Origin of the sequence: Pelosinus fermentans JBW45 (assembly GCF_000271665.2) — a bacterium.
Classification (GTDB): Bacteria; Bacillota; Negativicutes; order DSM-13327; family DSM-13327; genus Pelosinus; species Pelosinus baikalensis.
In genome coordinates this window covers 4,053,248-4,072,943 of record NZ_CP010978.1, presented here as the reverse complement: position 1 = coordinate 4,072,943, position 19,696 = coordinate 4,053,248, and the positions used below count along the sequence as shown (strand labels likewise).

Genomic DNA, 19,696 nt, shown 5'->3' with positions numbered 1-19,696 from the left:
TTAATTTTTTAAAAATTTATCGAACCGGTTTTATAAATGGTGCGTAAGGAGGAATATAATGGAAAAAAAATTAGATAAGCAGCAGAAAGCAATTGATCATGCTATGGATTTTATCAAAAAAAAGGGTGAACATTCTACAAAGTCAAGATGGTATCCTGTATATCATATAGCAGCTCCAACGGGGTGGATAAACGATCCAAATGGTTTTTGTTTCTTTGCTGGAAAATATCATTTATTTTATCAATATCATCCGTATTCGGCACAATGGGGGCCGATGTATTGGGGGCATGTGATAAGCGAAGATCTTGTTCATTGGAAAAATGTGCGTGTGGCTTTGGCACCCGTAGATGAATATGATAAAGATGGCTGCTTTAGCGGTAGCGCAATATCTAAAGATGGAAAATTATATTTACTTTATACTGGGCATGTTAATTTACCTCTAGATGAGAAGATAGAGGTTGATCGCATTGAATCACAATGCTTGGCAATAAGTTATGATGGTATAACTTTTGAAAAAATAGCTCGAAATCCGGTAATACATTGTCCTAACGGTGATAACATTCATAAAGGACATTTTCGAGATCCTAAAATGTGGCAGCATGATGAACATTATTATACTGTTATCGGTGCACAGAACTCAAAAGAAAGAGGACAAGTATTATTGTTTGAGTCAACTGATTTAGAACAGTGGACTTTTAAGAGTATTATGGCAAGTTGCAGTGGTAATGAGGGATATATGTGGGAATGTCCGAACTTTGTTGAGGTTGATGGGCAAGAAGTATTCATATTTTCACCACAAGGCATTGAACCGGAGGATAAAAAATTTTTGAATCATCATCAGTCGGGCTATATGCTAGGAAAGCTTGATTATGAAAATGGTATATTTCATCATGGTGCTTTTGAATTATTGGATTATGGTTTTGATTTTTATGCGCCACAAGTTATTCAAGCACCTGATGGTCGGTGTATTATGATTGGTTGGTTAGCTATGTGGGAAAGTGAAATGCCAGAACAAGAAGATGGTTGGGCTGGCATAATGACGATTCCACGAGAATTGCATATGGAAAACGGAAAATTAAAAATTTGTCCAATACAAGAACTGGAAAAATTGCGAGAGCAAAGTAGAGTGTATGAGAATATAGAGCTTTACGAGGCAGACTCTCTAGATGGGATTTCAGGAGAATTTGGTGAATTGCTGACGGTAATGGATCTTTCAGAAACGGAGTCGATGCAGATTAATCTCAGATGTTCTTCGGAGGAAGAGACGGTATTGTCTTATGACAAAAGAAAGCAGATATTTAGTTTAGATCGCAATTGTGCAGGAAAGGGGCCTAAAGGGCAACGTGAGATAAAGATAGGACTTCAGAATAATTGTCTTAAATTAAGGATTTTTATAGATAAATCTTCCATTGAGATTTTTTTAAATGATGGTGCGGCAGTATTATCGGCACGAATTTATCCAAATAAAGAATCATCTGGGATTATATTTTCCCCAGGGGGAGGAAAATTACGATTGACTCAAGTAGCCTTTTATTCATTATCAGGCAGTTAAACATTGGTGAGTACATGTAAAGTAAAGATATTTTTGATTACCGAATTTATCTTTGCCGGACTTATGAAAGTAGTGAAAATTGTTGCATTTCGGGCATATAACGGATGAAATTTTCTGCATGAGGAATCGTCCTTTCGATTGGTGTGTTTTGCTGCAGAAACATTGTACCATTGAAAGACTCGATGCCTCAATTTTCATTTAACTTAACAATACGATAGCGACTAAATGGAGGTTATTATGAAAAATTCATTATATTGGAAGCTGAGTGCGTTCTTCTTTGCATTTTTCTTTTGTTGGTTAGTATTTTTTGCTTTTATGCCAATATGGTTTAAACAGATACTTCATCTTTCGGGAACGGAAATTGGTACAATTTATTCAGTAAATGCTATTTTTACAATGATGATGCAACCTTGTTATGGATATATTTCTGATCGGATTGGTTTGAAAAAAACATTGCTGTATTTTATTACAGGGATGGTATCACTTACTGGCCCGTTTTTCATTTTTGTTTATGGGCCGTTACTTACATCTTTTTTTTCAGCAGGAGTTGTTGTAGGGGCAATTTTTATGGCATTGGTGTTTTTAGCCGGTTGTGCAGTTGTCGAATCGTTTATTGAAAAAGTTGGACGTAGATATAATTTTGAATTTGGACGTGCTCGTATGTGGGGCTCACTGGGGGCGGCAGTTGGTATTTTTTTTGCAGGTATCGCGTTTAATATAAATCCCAATATTATTTTTTGGTTTGCATCGGTAGGCTCGGCTGTTATGTTTATTGTATTGATGAATGTAAAACTTGATGAAGCAGATGTTGAAGTTGCTAAGCAAAATAACATTTCATTGAAGGACGTACGACAACTTTTTAAGAGCAAAGATGTATGGAGCTTTATGGTATTTATTCTTGGTTCTGCTTGTGTTTATAGTGTATTTGATCAGCAATTCCCAATTTATTATGCATCGTTATTTCCAACTGAAGCCGAAGGCAATTCTGCTTTTGGCTATCTAAATTCGTTTCAGGTATTTTTAGAGGCTGGTGGTATGTGTATAGCACCGTGGATTGTTAATAAAATCGGTGCAAAAAAGGGTTTGGTTCTGGCAGCAACAATTATGACTTTTCGAATGCTTGGATCTGGTATAGTAACAAATACTTATGGTATTTCCGCAATTAAGTTGTTGCATGCAATTGAACTTTCTATCCTGTTAGTTGCTGTATTTAAATATTTAGCCAAAAATTTCGATAATCGTCTTTCATCCGTGATGTATCTTGTTGGCTTTCAACTTTCTAATCAAGTTGGTGCGGCTATACTTTCTCCGATTGTTGGATCTCTTTATGATAGTATTGGCTTTCCCCCCACATATCTTTTTCTTGGTGTGGTCGTTGGGAGTTTTACCTTATTCGGCTTATTCAGCTTGCGTTCAGATAATAAAAACATAGGTAATATTAGTTCTTCTGCAGTCAACAACACTGAGGTGTAAAAAGATATAAAATACTGTGCTCACATTGAGTTTTATTTTAAGTCAGCAGGTTATAACAACAATAAGAAAAGGGTGAAATGAACAATGAAAAAAAGTTTATTTGCTACGTTGTTTCTTCTGGTTTCACTTAGTGCTAGCGGCATTGTACTGGCAGCAGATTCGTCAACTGATGTACCCCAGGAATATAGAGCCTATAATGCATTAGATAAAGCAAATAAAGCCGTTTGGGCTGATTATGAAAAAGTACGGCAGAGTCCCTTTAGGCTTAATTATCACATTATGGCACCTACTGGTTGGATCAATGATCCAAATGGCTTAATCCAATTTAAAGGACAGTATCATGTGTTTTATCAGCACTATCCCTACGCACCGTATTGGGGTCCCATGCACTGGGGGCATGTTGTGAGTAAAGATTTGGTACACTGGCAATATAAACCGATCGCTTTAGCACCTGACCAAGACTACGAGTCGGGTTGCTGGTCTGGTAGCGCTGTGGATGATAATGGTGTAATGACTTTATTTTATACAGCTCATTCTGACAATCGTACAACCAAGGAATTGCAATGTATGGCGACTAGTTCTGACGGTATTACGTTTAAAAAATATGAAGGAAATCCAGTGATTCGGGAATTGCCGCCCGATGCTAGCACTGATTTTCGTGATCCTAGCGTATGGAAGCATGAGAATATGTGGTATATGTTGGTTGGTACTGGCAAAGATGGCAAAGGACGGGCTGTATTATACCGTTCTACCGATTTGCGCCAGTGGGACTATCAAGGTGTTGCTGCTGAAAGTAATGGCACGCAAGGAGATATGTGGGAGTGCCCGAACCTTTTTTCTTTAGGTGAAAAAGATGTATTATTACTTTCACCGATGAATATGAAGGATGCAAAAAATATATTTATTGTTGGAAACATGAATTATCAGACGGAAAAATTTACGCAGCAGAATGTTCAGCAGGTAGACTATGGTCAGGATTTTTATGCTGGTCAAACTTTCCAGGATAATAAAGGCAGACGAATTATGATTGGTTGGATGAATCGATGGGGTAGTAAGTTTCCTACTGCCAACGATGGTTGGGCAGGTGCGTTAACGGTACCTAGGGAGCTAAAACTTAGCAAAGACGGATCTAAAGTACTATCTGTTCCTGTTGAAGAGATGCAGAAACTGCGTGATACGCAAGTTTCCTATAAAAACCTGAATGTAAGCGAAGGTCAGAAAGGATATTTGAAGAAGGTTAACGGGGATTCTTTAGAAATAAAGGCAAGAATTAAACTATTAAAGGGAAATGGACGATTTGGGCTCATCGCACGTGAATCAGACGATGGGAAAGAAAAAACATTACTATACTATGATGTAGGCAAACGAGAATTTGTGGTTGATCGGTCTGAGTCAGGAATAAATGATTGGAACAAAGAGACAGGTGAAGACTACAGTCAAAGCCGAGCAAAAGTAGATCTAAAAGATGATCGCTATCTCGATTTGCAGATTTTTATAGATCGTTCATCTATTGAAGTATTTGTGAATGATGGTGAGGTTGTTATGTCAAACAGAATATATCCTAACAGCACTAGTATTCACTATGATCTTTTTGCAGAAGGAGTATCAGTTCAAGTAGAAAAATTGCAGGCATGGAAACTTCTCAATGGCTGGATTAATTGATCTAGAGAGTATTGGCGGAAGTCACGACAAAATGTTATTTTAATAATATTCACAATATATAGTAAAATCAAAAAATAAGAATGCTAAGCCCATATAAAAAATGAGATTCGTGAACTTCGAAATAAAAATGTAATCCTGAAAAAACAGCGGTCTACTTTACGAAAAATTTCAAATATAGAGATTTGGATTTATCAAGAGTGTTTGAAGAAAACACAAGATTACATAGGAGTGTTTTAAATATGAAAAAAGATTTAGTGATTTTTTTATTGATACCAACTATGGTACTTAGCATAGCTGGTACCTCCCTTGCTGCTACAGTTGATCATCTTTCAGACGTTAAGCCTGATTCTTGGGCTTATAAAGCAGTAAATGATTTAGTTAAAGCTGGCATTATTGATATTAATACCAGTGATGGAATTTTCAATGGTACAAAAGCTATCACTCGTAATAAAATGGCTTCACTTGTACTTAAAGCTATGGCTAGGTTCGACAAAGCTAATGATGCTCAAAAAGATGAGATCGAGAAATTGGCGAAAGAATTCAAGGATGAATTCCAAAGTTTCGATAGGCGTGTAGAGAGGATTGAACATGAAGAAGAATTCAAAGAAGAATTCAAGGATCAATTCCAAAGTTTCGATAGGCGTTTAGAGAAGCTCGAAGATAAGACGGCTAATCCTCGACTTTCTATGTATGGTTATTCTCGTATTAGATACGATAGAGATAACTTCGGTACTAGGCCTTATCAAGATAATTGGACGATGTGGGTTAACATAAATACCAACTTCAAAATAAATGATACTTGGTCTCTTAGAAGTGAGAATGAATTTGAAAACGATATAACTAACAATACCGGAGCATATACTTCAAATGATTATCAACGGCCATTTTTACAGCTGTATGCGGATGGTTCTATTGGAGAAACTAAAGTGAAACTTGGTAGATATTATCATCTTTCTCCATATGGCCTCACTTTTGATGACAAAATTGACGGCTTTCAAATTAGCTATGGCGATAAGATAAAAGCCACTCTGAATTCGGGTAATACTTATAGTCACATAATGTATGGTTATAGTGGTAATCCTGATGGTGTATGGGAAGACGGGAGTACTAACTATCGTGTTACTTCTGTTGAAGTTGAAGCGCCAGTAAATCCAACCACCAACATTAAAGGTAGCTATGGTAAAGTGACTCGGAGACAAACTGGAGAAGGTTTCAAATCCTATGAAATCGGTTTTAATACCAAACTTAGCGAGGACCTCAGTTTCTTCGCTGCATATGCTAAATCCGATTTCAGTTATAAGAATAAGGCTAATATCATGAGTCTTCAATATAAATCATGTGATCCTGGTATACCGGGTTCTTATGATATTTATGTTAAAAAGTATTTTATACAAGGCCATTCTAGCCTCACAAATATTTTCCTAGATGATCTTAAGTCGAATAATGAAGATTGGAGTGCCAGATATAATGAATTCAAAGGCATTCGCATTGGTTTTGAGTATGTACCAGTAAGAAGTACGAAGCTAATTTGTTATTATACAGTTGGAAAAGCTAATAAATTTGATCCTGGAAATATTTATAATAATGTTCAGGAAGACGCTAAATTTTCTCGTGTTCAATGGGAATTCTATTTCTAAAGGGGTTTGGTGACAAGAAGTGTAGTTGTCGCACAAGGGTTTCACTTCTTTCTGTGCCTTGAGTGAAGCGAAAGGAATGGTTACAAAATGAAGAAATTAATTTCTATTTTTATAGCACTTCTGAGTCTGTTTTTTGGAATGAGTGTTACGTCTGCATTTTATCAATTAACAATATTTCCAAGAACAGGATACAGTTGGGTGGGAGATCCTATGCCGTATTACGACGGTAATAAATTTCAAGTATTTTATTTAGAAGATTTACGGATGGCGATGTTGGATTTCATCCATGGAGTTTATTTACAACAAATAATTTCTACGACTATAAAAATGAAGGTGTTGTTATTCGATATTCTCAAAATGAATTTGCTCAAGATTCTGCATTAGGTACTGGGTCCGTAATGCAGGAGAAAGACGGATTATATCATGCTTTCTATACAGGATTTAACTGGAGGAAAGTACCAAAAGAAGCAATTATGCATGCAACCAGCAAGGATTTAATAAATTGGACCAAGATACCTGGGGATAAATTTTTTGCTTCAGCAAAATACTTACACAACGATTTCAGAGATCCACATGTTTTTTATAATGATGATTATAAAGAGTATTGGATGCTTATAACAACTAGAACCAAAAATGATAAGGGCGTAATAGCACTATATACATCAAAGGATTTGAAAAATTGGGCTGATAACGGTGTGTTTTTTGACAATGATATGGGAACTACTGCCAATATGGAATGCCCTACCTTAATTAAATATGGGGAATATTGGTACCTGACTTTTTCTGACCAATGGCCAAATCGTGTTGTTCATTACAGAATAGCAAAGGATTCAAAGGGACCATTTACTAAACCTCAACTAGATTTTTTTGATAGCAATGGTTTTTATGCCGGAAAACTTGTAAAAGATTCTCAGAACCTTTATTTATGTGGATGGACACCGACAAAGGAAGGACATTCCGATAATAATAAAACTGACTGGGCAGGAAATCTGGTAGTACATCAAATTAAACAGAAGGAAAACGGAGAACTTTATCCAACACCAGTTGAACAGGTTGTTGAGAATTTAAATAATAACATTAAGCTAAAGCCAATCACTCAGACAGAAACAGTAACGGCTTCCAATGAAAAGTATACTTTTTCAGCAAAAGGCTATGAAGTGGTAACATTTCCTAAAATACAGGGAGTAAATAAGATAACGGGAAAAATAACTAAAAAATCAAAAGAAGGCATGTTTGGATTTATGTTTAATGTAGAAGAATACAATCTTGCATCTTTGAATATTGCATTTAGCCCTAAATCGAAAGAGGTCAAGTTTTTTAATGTATCCACAGATAAAATTGCAACTGCAAAACCAGAGTTAACAGTTCCACTGGATGTTAATGATAATGAAAGTTTAAATTTTACGTTATTGATTGATGACTCAGTTGCAGTATTGTATATAAATGATAAAGTAGCGTTAAGTACACGCATGTACGCTTTACAAAATAATCAATGGGGGATTTTTTCCATAAATAGTGATGTAACATATGAAGACTTAAATCTAAGTAAGTTTTAACTGGGATTAGTTTCATTAAAAGAAATATATCCAAACAATTACGGTTGAAAATTACTTCGCCCACATGACCCCAAAACGCATCGTCTACGTATCCTGCAATCCAGCTTCCCTAGCTAGAGATATTGCGATATTATCAGAATTTGGCTATGTCGCTAAAGAAATTCAACCAGTTGATATGTTCAGTGAAACAAGTAAGGTGCACAAACTTTGTTTTGTGAGACGTGATTTTGCATTAGGCAATGCTGTGGTGTTAGAAGACTTAGATTATAAAAGAGAAGTGCTAGATCGAGTTGTAAACCATTCCATCCTAACTAGTTGTTAGTATGGGATGGTTTTTTGATGGAATTTTTATTTACATCAATGATACAGAACTAAAATGGCTGGGATATAGGCGAGAGGAAGTAATCGGCGTTTCTGCAGAAATAGGTTAGTAAGCTGATGAAAGAAGAACAAATTGGTGAGATGGATATAGAAAAGCTTATTGTATGTATTGCAGGAAAAAAAGGACATTTAAGTGAAATACATAATTATAGGTCATATCAAGTGATAAGTCATGTTGAAATCGATACCGTAAACGATCGTCAAATGCAATGTGGTAGTAACATTTAGTGAAGGTGCTTAAGACTAAAGGAAGGAGTGAGCAGTGAGTTTAGTGATAGTAGCAGCCTTGTTGTTTTAGATCACCGATTAAACCATTTTGAAAGTAGGGATATGTATGTATATATCAATATACGATATAGCAATCGGAATTGTTTTTTTGATTGTAGTGGCGATTGGCATTTATTTAATTCATGTCATACGAAAAATATTATTCATACTTGATGATATCAAACGAATTCTCAATGCCAATGAGATGGGGTTAAAAGAAACGATATCATTATTACCTACCGTATTAGAAAATGTCAATCAAATAGCAGCAAGTGTAAAGGAAACAGCTAGTCAGGCAAATGATGTGATGTATGATGTGAAAGTTGAGTGGGAAACGTTAATCATCTATGCAAAGGCCGTTGGTCAGATTGTAAGAGCTATTTTCTTTAAAGGTAAATAAAATGGAAGTCTACATTTGGGCAATGCATAATTGTAGCAGCAAAAGAAATATGGACCTTAAAAAGAATTATCAGGATAAGGGAGGAAGAGAGTATGAATAAAGTTATGAGAATTGTTACGATTTTAATGATTATATTAGGTTTGACGGCTTCTGTAGTAAGCGCGGCAAGTAAGGAAGAAAAGCGTGAATCCATACGAAGTTCAGCCCAGGAAACCTTGGATAAGCTTTATACGATTCATCCGGGTGCCAGACAAGCCGTTGAGAATGCTGTAGGATATGCTGTATTTCGTATTACTGACGTTAAAGTTGTCTTCTTAGGAGGCGGGGGTGGCAAAGGGGTGGCTATTCACAATACTACCAAGGAAGAAACCTTTATGAGAACAGGTGATGTACAGGTTGGATTTGGACTTGGCATAAAAAAATTTGATGTGGTTTTAGGATTCCAAACGCAAGAAGCGTATTTGGATTTTATCAATGACAGATGGGCTGTAGGTGGACAGGCTACCGTGGCAGCAACAGATAGTGTAAGCGGAGGATCTTTGGAAGGTGCTGTTTCGGCGGGTAAGGACACTTGGATGTATCAATTGACAGATAAGGGGCTAGAAGCCAGTTTGACCATCCGGGGAATTCGCTACTTTAAAGATAAAGATTTAAATTGAAATCGTTAATCGTACTAGTGGGGTTAGTTTAAGAAGAAAATAGATGATAAGAACAAACCGCTTTTCTAAGATGGAAGTAAGCATCATTAGAGGAGCGGTTTTTATATTAAACTCATTTATGAAAATAAATGTATGTTTCTATACCTTTTGGTAGTCGTATAAATCTTCCAAATCCTTTATCCTATAGATAATAAACAGATTATAGTGCCACTTTATTGCCTGTTCATAAGAAATGCAAATTTATTAGTAAAGATATGGAAACATTGGAGGAATTCATTAATGAAAAAAATAGCTATTGCTGATCTGCAGCCAGGTATGATTGTAGCTGAAGCGATTCACTCTCTGAATGGGAAACAAATTTTGTTTCCAAAGGGAGGAACCTTAACGAATAAAACCATTCAGAATATAAAGAATTGGGATATTGCTTATGTTAGAATTGAAAGCCATACTGATACAGGGGCCGAGATCATAGAAGAAGGACCTGAAGAAGCCTCTTCTCCCTCTGAATTGCCCCCAATATTAATTAAAAAAGCAATGGATTTTGATCATACTTTACAAGATTCTGTAGACCAAGTAGATGCACTATTTAATAGTATCAGAAATAATAAGAAGATTGATATCAAACATTTTCATAAGATAGCGTCGGGAATTTTTGAGCATCTCATTTATCCTTCAGAGGCAGTAAATCGTTTGTTATTTAGCTTAACGCCTCATAACTCATTGGCTTACCATTCGGTTATGGTGGCAGCTTTATCAGGCATGCTTGCGGAGTGGATGAATTTTTCTTCTAAGGATATTAAGGAAATTATCTTTGCAGGATTGTTGCATGATGTGGGAAAAACCCAGCTTCCTCTTGAATTATTTATGGATAAAGATTCTGTTACGGCACATTCGGAAAAGATACAAACTCATGTACTTTTAACTTTCAAATTATTAAAAGATAGCAGAGCCCTTTCCCCTACTATTTTAACAGCAATTGTTCAACATCATGAATATATGGATGGCAGCGGGTATCCCCAGCAATTATCTGGAGAAAATATTCATGTCTTCGCCCGAGTGATCGGAGTGGTGAATCATTTAAGCAATATGATAGCGGAATCGGAAAGCATTAATCCGTTTATGCTTTTGCAAGCAATTAAGCTGGAAATGTTCACAAAGCTAGACCCAACGGTATGTGATGTTTTTTCCCGTCGTATTAATGACTATCTGCTTAGTAGTTCTGTAATCCTCGAAGATGGGCGCAAGGCGAAGGTAGCATTCTTGCCGAATGTAACGCCCACATATCCTATCTTGCAAGTTGATGATGAATTTATAGATATGATAAAAGATAAGGAAGTAAAAATTGTCGGGCTTGTCATGTAATCAATATCGGAAGTGATGAAAAGCCCTCCTAGATGTAGAAATGATTTTACATCTAGGAGGGCTTTTCTTAATAATGGCAAACAGAGTAAATAGAACGATTTAACCGCAGAGACGCAGAGGGGAATTTTTAACCCTTTTTTTCCCCCACGCATTTTTTATGTCTTTTTTTAGGGGGGGGTTCTTGATAATGACAAAAAGATGACTCCGTCTTTTGTTATTGACTGACGCAATTACGGCCATTTTCTTTGGCTCGATACAAGGCTTTATCTGCTAATTTAATAACTTCATCAGGGCTGATTTCTTTATGATTGGAGTCTGCTGCGCCGATGCTGACGGTAATACTTAGCTTTTTATTGGTATTTTTTTTGCGTTTACTATCCTGGCGCAATACAAATTTACTTTTTGCGATTTCCTCTCGCAGCACTTCTAAATAAGGGATTGCTTCACTGAGGCTTTTACCAGGGAATAATACCGTAAATTCCTCACCGCCGTATCGAAAGGTTTTACCACCTTTAAAGTTTTTCATAACCTTACCAATTAAGCGAAGGACATCGTCACCTGCATCATGCCCATAGGTGTCATTAAACTTTTTGAAAAAGTCGACGTCGACCATCGCAATGGTATAGTTGCTGCCAAGTTTCAACATATCTTCGTTTAAGGAACGGCGCGAGGGTAAACCTGTTAGCTCGTCTAAATAGGCTTTAACATAATAGTCTTGAATCACCGACACGATGATCATTAATCCGGCAACAGCATAAAAGAAGGGAATTGCAATCTGGGCGGCATTAAAATGATGGGCAAAAGCGACTGCTGCTAAGACACCAAAAATAGTTATTTTAAAGTGGGTATTATTTCTTCGACGTTTGATCAATAGTAAAACGCCTGACAGAAAAAAGGCAGCTAGAGCAGCATCAGGAATGGGTGTTTCGGGCATAAAAGAGAAAGCAAACAGTTTTTTACTGATTTCGTTGAAAAGCTCTCTATCTCCTGATAATACTAAACCCATAACAAAAACCATTTGAAGAAAAATGAATAAAAAGCATCTTTTTCCCCAGCTTGAAAGAATTCCTCGTTCTGACCAAGATGCAAAAAAGAGCAAATTTAAAGGAAGCAGCAGACTAACTGTTAAATAAATGCCATGCAGGGCAACGGTTTTATCTAAATGTGTAGGAATCGGGATGGACATTCCTAACTGGCTTAAAAATAGAATCAATAAGATGAAAAATGCACGACTTCGGTTAAAACAGGAGGTAATTGCAATTCCGAAAAGAAGTATCATATAAGAAGTGGTCGGTATGGCAGAGATAAAGGAACCTGGCAGATCATCAAGATGAAAGAATGCGATTCCGGCGATCAGTATAATTCCCAATGGAGTGGTGCGAATTGCAGACAGTATTTTGGTAGCAACAGCGCTGCTATTTATTTGAGGCAAAATAGCCTTATTAATCGTAGAGTTCTTGCTGACTCTTTTTTTGTAGGTTCTTGGCATGGGTTTCCTCCTAGGTAAACTGGATTTAGAGAAGAGTTGTCAAAAATAGTATTATAATGACTTAATATAGTTCGATAATAAAAAAGAATCTTCCTTCTACCTTTTGGTATAGAAGGAAACTTCTTGAAGCGTTTTTCTCATAAAAAAATATATATTCCTTTTTCAAAGAATATATATAAAGTACGATGAGTTTATACTATCCGGGGGTGAATCATGTTTTCGATTATTTCATTTACAGGCCCTAGTGGTTCAGGGAAGACAACGATACAAAAATATGTGGGCGCTGCCCCGATTATTACTTTTACCTCAAGAAAACCAAGAAAGAGCGAAGTTGATGGTGTACATTACCACTTTACTACTCGTGAAAACATACTTGGGATGAAAGAGAAGGGGGAGTTGCTGGAAGTTACCGAATATAGCGGAAATCTATATGCATCCAATCTGAAGTCTATCCATGAAGTAATAAAGAATCAGCAAACGAGGTCAATTGTAGTAGATGTTCATGGGGCCAGAGAATTGAAGAAGCACTTTAATGAAAGGGTTTTATTAGTAGGGGTTTTTGCTTCAAAAGATGAATGCAGGCAAAGAATCTATAGTCGGAGTGACAGTAATATTGAGAAAAGACTATATTCTTATGACGAAGATGTCAAGGGGATGTTAGAAATCTGTAATCTAGTAATTATTAATTCAGATGAAAATTGGCTGAAGAATAAAAAAATTCTTGATTTCTGGCGAAAATATTTTATTGAAATCAGCTAGCCTTATAAATACCCATCTAGCTGCATGTGATAAAGGGGAGTGAGAAGCTTGCGTTTGCGCATGCCTTGTAGTGACCGTATTGGGTTAGTTCGCGATATTAGCATCATTCTGGAAGAACGCAAAATTAACATCGTAACTATTGAAGTGGAGCAAGGGGCTGTGTTTTTAGAGTGCCAAGGTGTGCTTCAAAAGGACGCGAAAGAACTGATTGAGGCGCTCGAAAGGGTAGCTGATGTACATAGTGTGGAGATAACCCGCTTTATGCCTTCAAAAGAACGGGTGGAACAGCTTGATGCTGTCTTAACTTCCGTCCGAGATGGAATTTTAGTAGTGAATTGTGATGGCAGTATTATTCAATGTAATGCTGCCGCTGCTCGCATCCTAAAGATTTCTTCAAGAACAATGATCGGACAATCCATCGAGAATTCCTCCTGGAATGCACTGGTGGCAGAGACGTTAAAAACGGGCTGCTCCTATAAAGATCAAGAAATGTTCGTTGAATGCATCAGCAGCTATTGTGTGATTAGTACCGTTCCTCTTAAGGATACTAATAATGAGGTAATTGGTGTCGTAACAGTACTCCGTGATATTGGGGATGTCAGAGAACTGGTGAAAAAGATGACAGCGTCTCTGCCTGTCGATTTTGGTGATATTACCTGTGACAGTATGGTCATGAAAGAATTGATTCTGCAATCCCGCAGATATGCATTAAGTGATTCTACTGTTTTGATTCGGGGAGAGACGGGAACTGGCAAGGAACTTTTTGCAAGGGCACTGCATAGCGGCTCTGCAAGATCCCAAGGTACTTTCGTGCCGATTAATTGTGCAGCGATTCCAGAAACCTTAATGGAGAGTGAACTATTTGGCTACGAAGAGGGAGCTTTTACGGGAGCAGTCAAGGGGGGGAAGCCAGGACTCTTTGAATTATCCAATGGTGGCACTCTATTCTTAGATGAAATAGGAGAAATGTCAGTGCATTTGCAGGTGAAATTACTGAGGGTACTTCAGGAACGGCGAGTACGACGTTTGGGCAGTTCTCGTGAAGTTGCGGTAGATGTACGTGTCATAACGGCTACCAATCGAAATTTGGAGGATATGGTGGTTCGTGGAGCATTTCGGGAAGATTTGTATTACCGCTTAAATGTGATTCCTCTTACGATTCCTCCTTTGCGGGAGCGCCCAGAAGATATTGGTTTGTTAGCTGAGTACTTTCTACAGCGTTTTGCGGATAAAATGCGTCGTCCAGTGAATGGTTTTAGTAAAGAGGCATTAGAACGGCTAGAGCAGTATAACTGGCCTGGCAATGTACGGGAACTGGAAAATGTTATTGAGCGGGCAGTAAATCTAGTAGAGGGTTCTAAGGTTCGTCCGGAACACATCTGTCTGGGGAGAATCGCAGCGACAGCCAATCCCTTATCAACCATACAATTTGAGACCTATCAGAGCTTAAAAGAACGTTTGGCTGAGGCAGAACGTGCTATTTTAAAAGAAACGCTAAGACGATACCGTTCTTCCCGGCGAGTTGGTTCTGTCTTGGATTTATCTCACACGGCGGTATTAAAGAAGCTGCGGAAATATAATTTAGCCAATGAATAAATCATTTTAACATCCTTTCGCATTTTACACGGCTTAGGATAAGCAAACGGAAACTTTTTGCACTATTGGAAACTTTCTTTCAATAAAAGATTGCCAAATCATAGAATCTTGAGTGTGCCAATCTAAGTACAATCGTACTTGAAGACTTGGCACACTTTTTGCATTTAACTATAGTGGGCTTACCGCTATTTTAGAGTAGGAAAGAGCAAAGATGCAGTCACTAAAAAAATGAAATCATTTCAAGGGGGACGATTGGATTATGGAACGTAAATTTATGGCAGAACCGTACAAGACCAAGATGGTGGAAACCATTCGAATGACGACTCGAAAAGAACGAGAAGCGGCAATTGAACGCGCCGGGTATAATACATTCTTATTAAATTCCAAGGAATGTTATATTGATTTATTGACTGACAGCGGCACCAATGCAATGAGTGACAATCAATGGGCTGGCATGATGCTTGGAGATGAAGCCTATGCTGGCAGTGTTAATTTCTTTGAATTAGAAAAAACAGTTCGGGAAGTGTATGGTTTTAAATATGTGGTACCTACTCACCAAGGGCGGGGTGCAGAAAATATTTTATCGCAAATAGCAATTAAGCCTGGTGACTATGTTCCTGGAAATATGTATTTTACCACTACTCGTGCTCATCAAGAATTAAATGGTGCTACCTTTGTGGATGTGATTGTCGATGCAGCTCATGATTCGCAGAATGAAGATCCTTTCAAGGGCAATGTGGATCTGAAGAAACTGCAAGATTTAATCGATCGGGTAGGCGGTGACAAGATCCCCTATATCTGCGTAGCGGTAACGGTAAATTTAGCAGGCGGTCAGCCAGTCAGTATGGAAAACATTCGTGCAGTACGAGAGCTTACCAAAAAACATGGCATAAAAATCATGTTTGACGCTACTCGCTGTATCGAAAATTCGTACTTTATTAAAGAAAGAGAAGAAGCGTACAAAGATAAATCCATCGGAGAAATTGTAAAAGAAATGTTCAGCTATGGTGATGGCGCTACCATGAGCGGTAAAAAAGACTGCCTAGTAAACATTGGCGGATTCTTGGCGCTAAATGATGAAAACCTATTTCAAAAAGCCACGCAGCTGGTTGTACTATTCGAAGGAATGCCCAGTTATGGCGGTCTGGCTGGTCGGGATATGGAAGCAATGGCTCGTGGCATACGCGAATCCATCGATTATTACTATATTAAACACCGTGTAGAACAAGTTCGCTATTTAGGTGAGAAATTAGATCAGGCTGGCGTACCCATTGTAAAGCCAATTGGCGGTCATGCAGTATTCCTTGACGCGAAGCGATTTTTGCCCCATATTCCTCAGGATCAATTTCCTGCTCAAGCATTGGCTGCTCAACTTTATATTCTTTCGGGAGTACGCTCTATGGAACGAGGGATTATATCAGCAGGGCGGGATGCTAAAACAGGGAATCACTACTATCCGAAATTAGAGCTCGTGCGCTTAACCATTCCTCGTCGTGTGTATAGCTACGCTCATATGGATGTAGTCGCGGATTCCGTAATTGAACTTTATCAAAATCGTAATCAAATTGCTGGATTAGAGATGATTTATGAACCGCCGGTATTACGTTTCTTTACTGCTCGTTTTAAACCCATTGCATAATGAATAGAAATTAATTGAGTCCTTTTCATAGCTCTATTTGAAAAAGTATTACTTTTCCAAATAGAGCTAATTTTAGGATGGAAAAGAAATGCAGGAAAGTATCAATAAACCTGGAAGTAATACCCTTGGAAGAATTTTATTTTAGTAGGAGGATGACCAATGGATATTTTTCGCACGAAAAGCATTACGATAATGGAACACGAAGCCAAGACACATTCTCTTAAAAAGACTATGGAAGCCATAGATATTATATTAATTGGGATCGGCGTAATTATTGGTACAGGGATTTTTGTTTTAACTGGTGTAGCAGCTGCTAAATATGCTGGACCTGGTATTATGCTATCTTTTGTTATATCGGGTATTACTTGTGCCTTTGTATGTCTTGCCTATGCGGAACTTGCTTCCATGGTTCCTATTGCTGGCAGTGCCTATACTTACACCTATACGGCTTTAGGTGAGGGAATTGCCTGGCTGGTTGGCTGGAATCTGGTATTGGAGTATTCTGTAGGAGCCAGTGCCGTTGCGGGTGGGTGGTCCGCTTATACCGTTGGGCTGCTCAAATCAGGGGGAATTGATATACCCTTGGCATTAACAGCGGTTCCGGCAGATGGAGGTATTGTGAATTTGCCCGCCGTTTTAGTCACGTTGTTTATGACGTTTTTATTAGTGCTTGGCGTCAAAGAAAGTGTGACAGTAAATCGGGTATTGGTGGCTATAAAACTGGGTGCGATTTTTATATTTTTGCTAATGGCTGGACCCAAGGTGGATGTTGCGAATTGGACGCCGTTTATGCCTTTTGGTTTTGCTGGTGTTTCTGCTGGAGCGGCAGTTATATTCTTTGCCTATCTTGGTGTTGATTCGATTGCTACTGCTGCCGAAGAAACCCGTAATCCTAAGCGGGATATGCCTATTGGGATTATAGGATCCTTAGCCGTATGTACTGTTTTATACATTGCTGTAGCTGCCGTTATGACAGGAGTCGTGCCCTATTATCAATTAAATAATGCAGAACCGGTAGCTTATGTTCTGCGGGCTCTTGGTTATAATTTTGGTTCGGCATTAGTTGGAACGGGGGCAATCTGCGGACTTTCTACGGTATTATTAGTTATGATGTATGCACAAACCAGGGTATTTTTCACAATGTCTCGGGATGGACTCATCCCATCGGTTCTTGGAAAAATTCATGAGAAATATCGGACTCCTCATGTAATTACCATCATAGTGGGTGTTGGTGTTGCCCTCATCAGCGGTTTCACCCCGATTGGCATTGTTGCTGAGATGTGTAGCATTGGTACTTTGTTTGCCTTTGTCATAGCCACGATTGGAGTCGTTGTTCTTCGTAAAACCAAGCCGGATATGGAACGTCCATTCCGCTGTCCCGCAGTAAATATTGTTGTTACATTAGCAGTACTTTGTTGTTTTTATATCATGTATAATTTGGCCTTTGCAACTTGGATTCGGTTCTTTATCTGGAGTGCGATTGGTTTAGTCATTTATGGGATGTATGGTTATTCTCATAGTAACTTACATGAGAATAACAAACCAAATCAAAAGTAAGTAGAGTGATTTTATAGTTTGCTTGTAAGCTGTTATGTAGTATTTTCAATATTTATAAGCTCAGTTTTGCGATAGGCAGAACTGAGCTTTATGTTTTGTAGCAGTCTTTTAGTAGCTCTTTTCCTATCATTTGCATACACTGTCATAGTACTGAATTTAGAGGGGGAAGTTTAATGTTTGAACTGACTTCTTTACATTGGATTTTCACTAGTTTTATTCTTTTGATAATCCTTACCATGACAATGCGCAGAGATACAAGTCTGATCTGCATTATTGGGATATTCTTAATGGGCTATGTGGCAACAGGAACATTGAATCAAGCAGTTATTGGGATATTTAATAGTTTTGTTTATGCAATCAATGAACTGTCAGGTACGATTTTGATTATTTCTCTCATCGTAGCTATGAGTAAAGCCCTGCTTCATGCAGGGGTCAACGAAATTATGGTAGAGCCTTTTGTAAGGATCATTCGCACTCCTGGTATGGCATATTGGCTCATTGGATTGTTCATGATGATCATTTCCTTCTTTTTTTGGCCTTCACCAGCAGCAGCACTTATGGGTGCTGTATTGCTGCCAGTCAGTCGTCGCGTAGGCTTACCAGCTATGGGGGTTGCAGTTGCTATGAACTTGTTTGGACATGGAATTGCTCTATCCGGGGATTTGGTGATTCAAGGCGCACCGAAATTGACAGCTGCAGCCGCAGGTATTCCAGTCCAGGAGGTAGTAAGTGCAAGTATCCCCTTATTGATTGTAATGGGAGTGGTAACGGTAAGTGCTGCTTATTGGTTATTAAAAAGAGATATGGCTCTTGGGAAGCTAACGGTAGAAAATGAAACGGTTGTAGTAAGTGATCCTAATGAGCAAGAAGATCTGCTTATTCATACTTCCCTTTCTGCTAAAACTAAAGGATGGATTGCAGCTATGGTGCCGATCCTCTTTGGCTTGGATGTGGCCGCACTATATGCTTTTAATTTACGAGGATCAGATGCAACGGCTTTGATTGGCGGAACCTCTATATTCATTATGATTATCATATCTCTTGTAGCTCATCGCAATAATGGCATTGAAAAAACGACTTTCTATTTGCTAGAGGGATTGAAGTTTGGCATTACGGTCTTTGGGCCGATTATTCCCATCGCTGCATTTTTCTACTTGGGTGATAGTGGCTTTACTTCTATATTTGGCAAGATCCTGCCTTTAGGATCACAAGGATTAGTCAATGATTTAGGTTTAGCTATGGCTCAAATGGTTTCTATCAGTCCGACAATTGGGGCATTTACGATCATGATTGTGGGGATTATAACAGGTCTCGATGGCTCTGGATTTTCAGGTATATCCCTCGTTGGGTCCCTAGCGAAGCTTTTTTCCGTTTCGATTGGTTCAGGTATAGGAACTTTGACTGCATTAGGGCAAATTGCTGCAGTTTTTACTGGCGGGGGCACTTTAATTCCTTGGAGTGTAATCGCCGCTGCGGCCATTTGTAATGTGAGTCCTTTCGAATTAGCACGGCGTAATTTGCTGCCAGTAATGATTGGCCTCTTTGTAACAACAATCGTTGCCATCTTCTTAATTTGATGTTAAAGGTTTTTCTCTACGAACCACAAAGGCACAATGCCGCCGCTCGCGGCACACAAAGGAGAGCACAGAGGTTTTTAGCCCTAATTATATCTTTTCTCAGTGTTCTCTGCGCCTCTGTGGTTCCTTT

At 38.2% G+C, this 19,696-nt stretch carries 17 protein-coding genes; 16 read left to right on the top strand and 1 reads right to left on the bottom strand.

Annotated features, from left to right (window positions below):
* Positions 1-58 precede the first annotated feature (58 nt).
* The 11 genes from JBW_RS17980 (at position 59) to JBW_RS17945 (ending at position 10,949) form a co-directional block, all read left to right on the top strand.
* Positions 59-1,552, top strand: coding sequence for a glycoside hydrolase family 32 protein (locus tag JBW_RS17980; RefSeq protein ID WP_007960605.1), 1,494 nt, complete (start codon positions 59-61; stop codon positions 1,550-1,552).
* Between the two features lie 237 nt (positions 1,553-1,789).
* The gene (locus JBW_RS17975) at positions 1,790-3,025 is read left to right on the top strand and encodes an oligosaccharide MFS transporter (protein ID WP_007960606.1); all 1,236 of its coding nucleotides are present in this window, start codon (positions 1,790-1,792) and stop codon (positions 3,023-3,025) included.
* 84 nt (positions 3,026-3,109) lie between these two features.
* On the top strand, positions 3,110-4,687 hold the full coding sequence (locus JBW_RS17970) for a glycoside hydrolase family 32 protein (RefSeq protein ID WP_007960607.1): 1,578 nt from the start codon (positions 3,110-3,112) through the stop codon (positions 4,685-4,687).
* A gap of 239 nt (positions 4,688-4,926) precedes the next feature.
* On the top strand, positions 4,927-6,324 hold the full coding sequence (locus tag JBW_RS17965) for an S-layer homology domain-containing protein (protein ID WP_007960608.1): 1,398 nt from the start codon (positions 4,927-4,929) through the stop codon (positions 6,322-6,324).
* Positions 6,325-6,411: 87 nt separating this feature from the next.
* Positions 6,412-6,708: a hypothetical protein gene (locus JBW_RS25825; protein ID WP_007960609.1), complete on the top strand. Its 297-nt coding sequence runs from the start codon at positions 6,412-6,414 to the stop codon at positions 6,706-6,708.
* Complete coding sequence (locus JBW_RS17960) at positions 6,666-7,880, top strand: glycoside hydrolase family 32 protein (RefSeq protein WP_235334267.1); 1,215 nt, start codon at positions 6,666-6,668, stop codon at positions 7,878-7,880. The genes JBW_RS25825 and JBW_RS17960 overlap by 43 nt, the downstream gene beginning before the upstream one ends.
* 64 nt (positions 7,881-7,944) lie before the next feature.
* Complete coding sequence (locus tag JBW_RS26240) at positions 7,945-8,202, top strand: hypothetical protein (RefSeq protein WP_007960618.1); 258 nt, start codon at positions 7,945-7,947, stop codon at positions 8,200-8,202.
* 116 nt (positions 8,203-8,318) lie between these two features.
* Positions 8,319-8,489: a hypothetical protein gene (locus JBW_RS25040; RefSeq protein ID WP_007960619.1), complete on the top strand. Its 171-nt coding sequence runs from the start codon at positions 8,319-8,321 to the stop codon at positions 8,487-8,489.
* Positions 8,490-8,595: 106 nt separating this feature from the next.
* Entirely contained in the window at positions 8,596-8,928 is a 333-nt protein-coding gene (locus JBW_RS17955) for a hypothetical protein (RefSeq protein ID WP_007960620.1), read from the top strand.
* 92 nt (positions 8,929-9,020) lie between these two features.
* Entirely contained in the window at positions 9,021-9,587 is a 567-nt protein-coding gene (locus tag JBW_RS17950; RefSeq protein WP_007960621.1) for a YSC84-related protein, read from the top strand.
* A gap of 279 nt (positions 9,588-9,866) precedes the next feature.
* The gene (locus JBW_RS17945; protein WP_007960622.1) at positions 9,867-10,949 is read left to right on the top strand and encodes an HD-GYP domain-containing protein; all 1,083 of its coding nucleotides are present in this window, start codon (positions 9,867-9,869) and stop codon (positions 10,947-10,949) included.
* A gap of 214 nt (positions 10,950-11,163) precedes the next feature.
* Here the strand turns inward: JBW_RS17945 and JBW_RS17940 are convergent, their stop codons facing one another.
* Complete coding sequence (locus JBW_RS17940; RefSeq protein ID WP_007960623.1) at positions 11,164-12,438, bottom strand: GGDEF domain-containing protein; 1,275 nt, start codon at positions 12,436-12,438, stop codon at positions 11,164-11,166.
* A gap of 213 nt (positions 12,439-12,651) precedes the next feature.
* Here JBW_RS17940 and JBW_RS17935 point away from each other — a divergent pair, with 213 nt between their 5' ends.
* From JBW_RS17935 to JBW_RS17915, 5 genes are all read left to right on the top strand, one after another.
* The gene (locus tag JBW_RS17935; protein WP_007960628.1) at positions 12,652-13,197 is read left to right on the top strand and encodes a guanylate kinase; all 546 of its coding nucleotides are present in this window, start codon (positions 12,652-12,654) and stop codon (positions 13,195-13,197) included.
* A 48-nt stretch (positions 13,198-13,245) separates the two neighbouring features.
* Positions 13,246-14,793, top strand: a complete 1,548-nt coding sequence (locus JBW_RS17930) for a sigma 54-interacting transcriptional regulator (protein ID WP_007960630.1) — start codon at positions 13,246-13,248, stop codon at positions 14,791-14,793.
* Positions 14,794-15,052: 259 nt separating this feature from the next.
* Positions 15,053-16,432 carry a tyrosine phenol-lyase gene (locus JBW_RS17925; protein ID WP_007960631.1) on the top strand — a complete coding sequence of 460 codons (1,380 nt, stop codon included), beginning with the start codon at positions 15,053-15,055 and terminating at the stop codon, positions 16,430-16,432.
* Between the two features lie 159 nt (positions 16,433-16,591).
* Entirely contained in the window at positions 16,592-17,989 is a 1,398-nt protein-coding gene (locus JBW_RS17920) for an amino acid permease (protein ID WP_007960632.1), read from the top strand.
* 173 nt (positions 17,990-18,162) lie between these two features.
* Positions 18,163-19,566, top strand: coding sequence for a hypothetical protein (locus JBW_RS17915; RefSeq protein ID WP_007960633.1), 1,404 nt, complete (start codon positions 18,163-18,165; stop codon positions 19,564-19,566).
* Positions 19,567-19,696 lie beyond the last annotated feature (130 nt).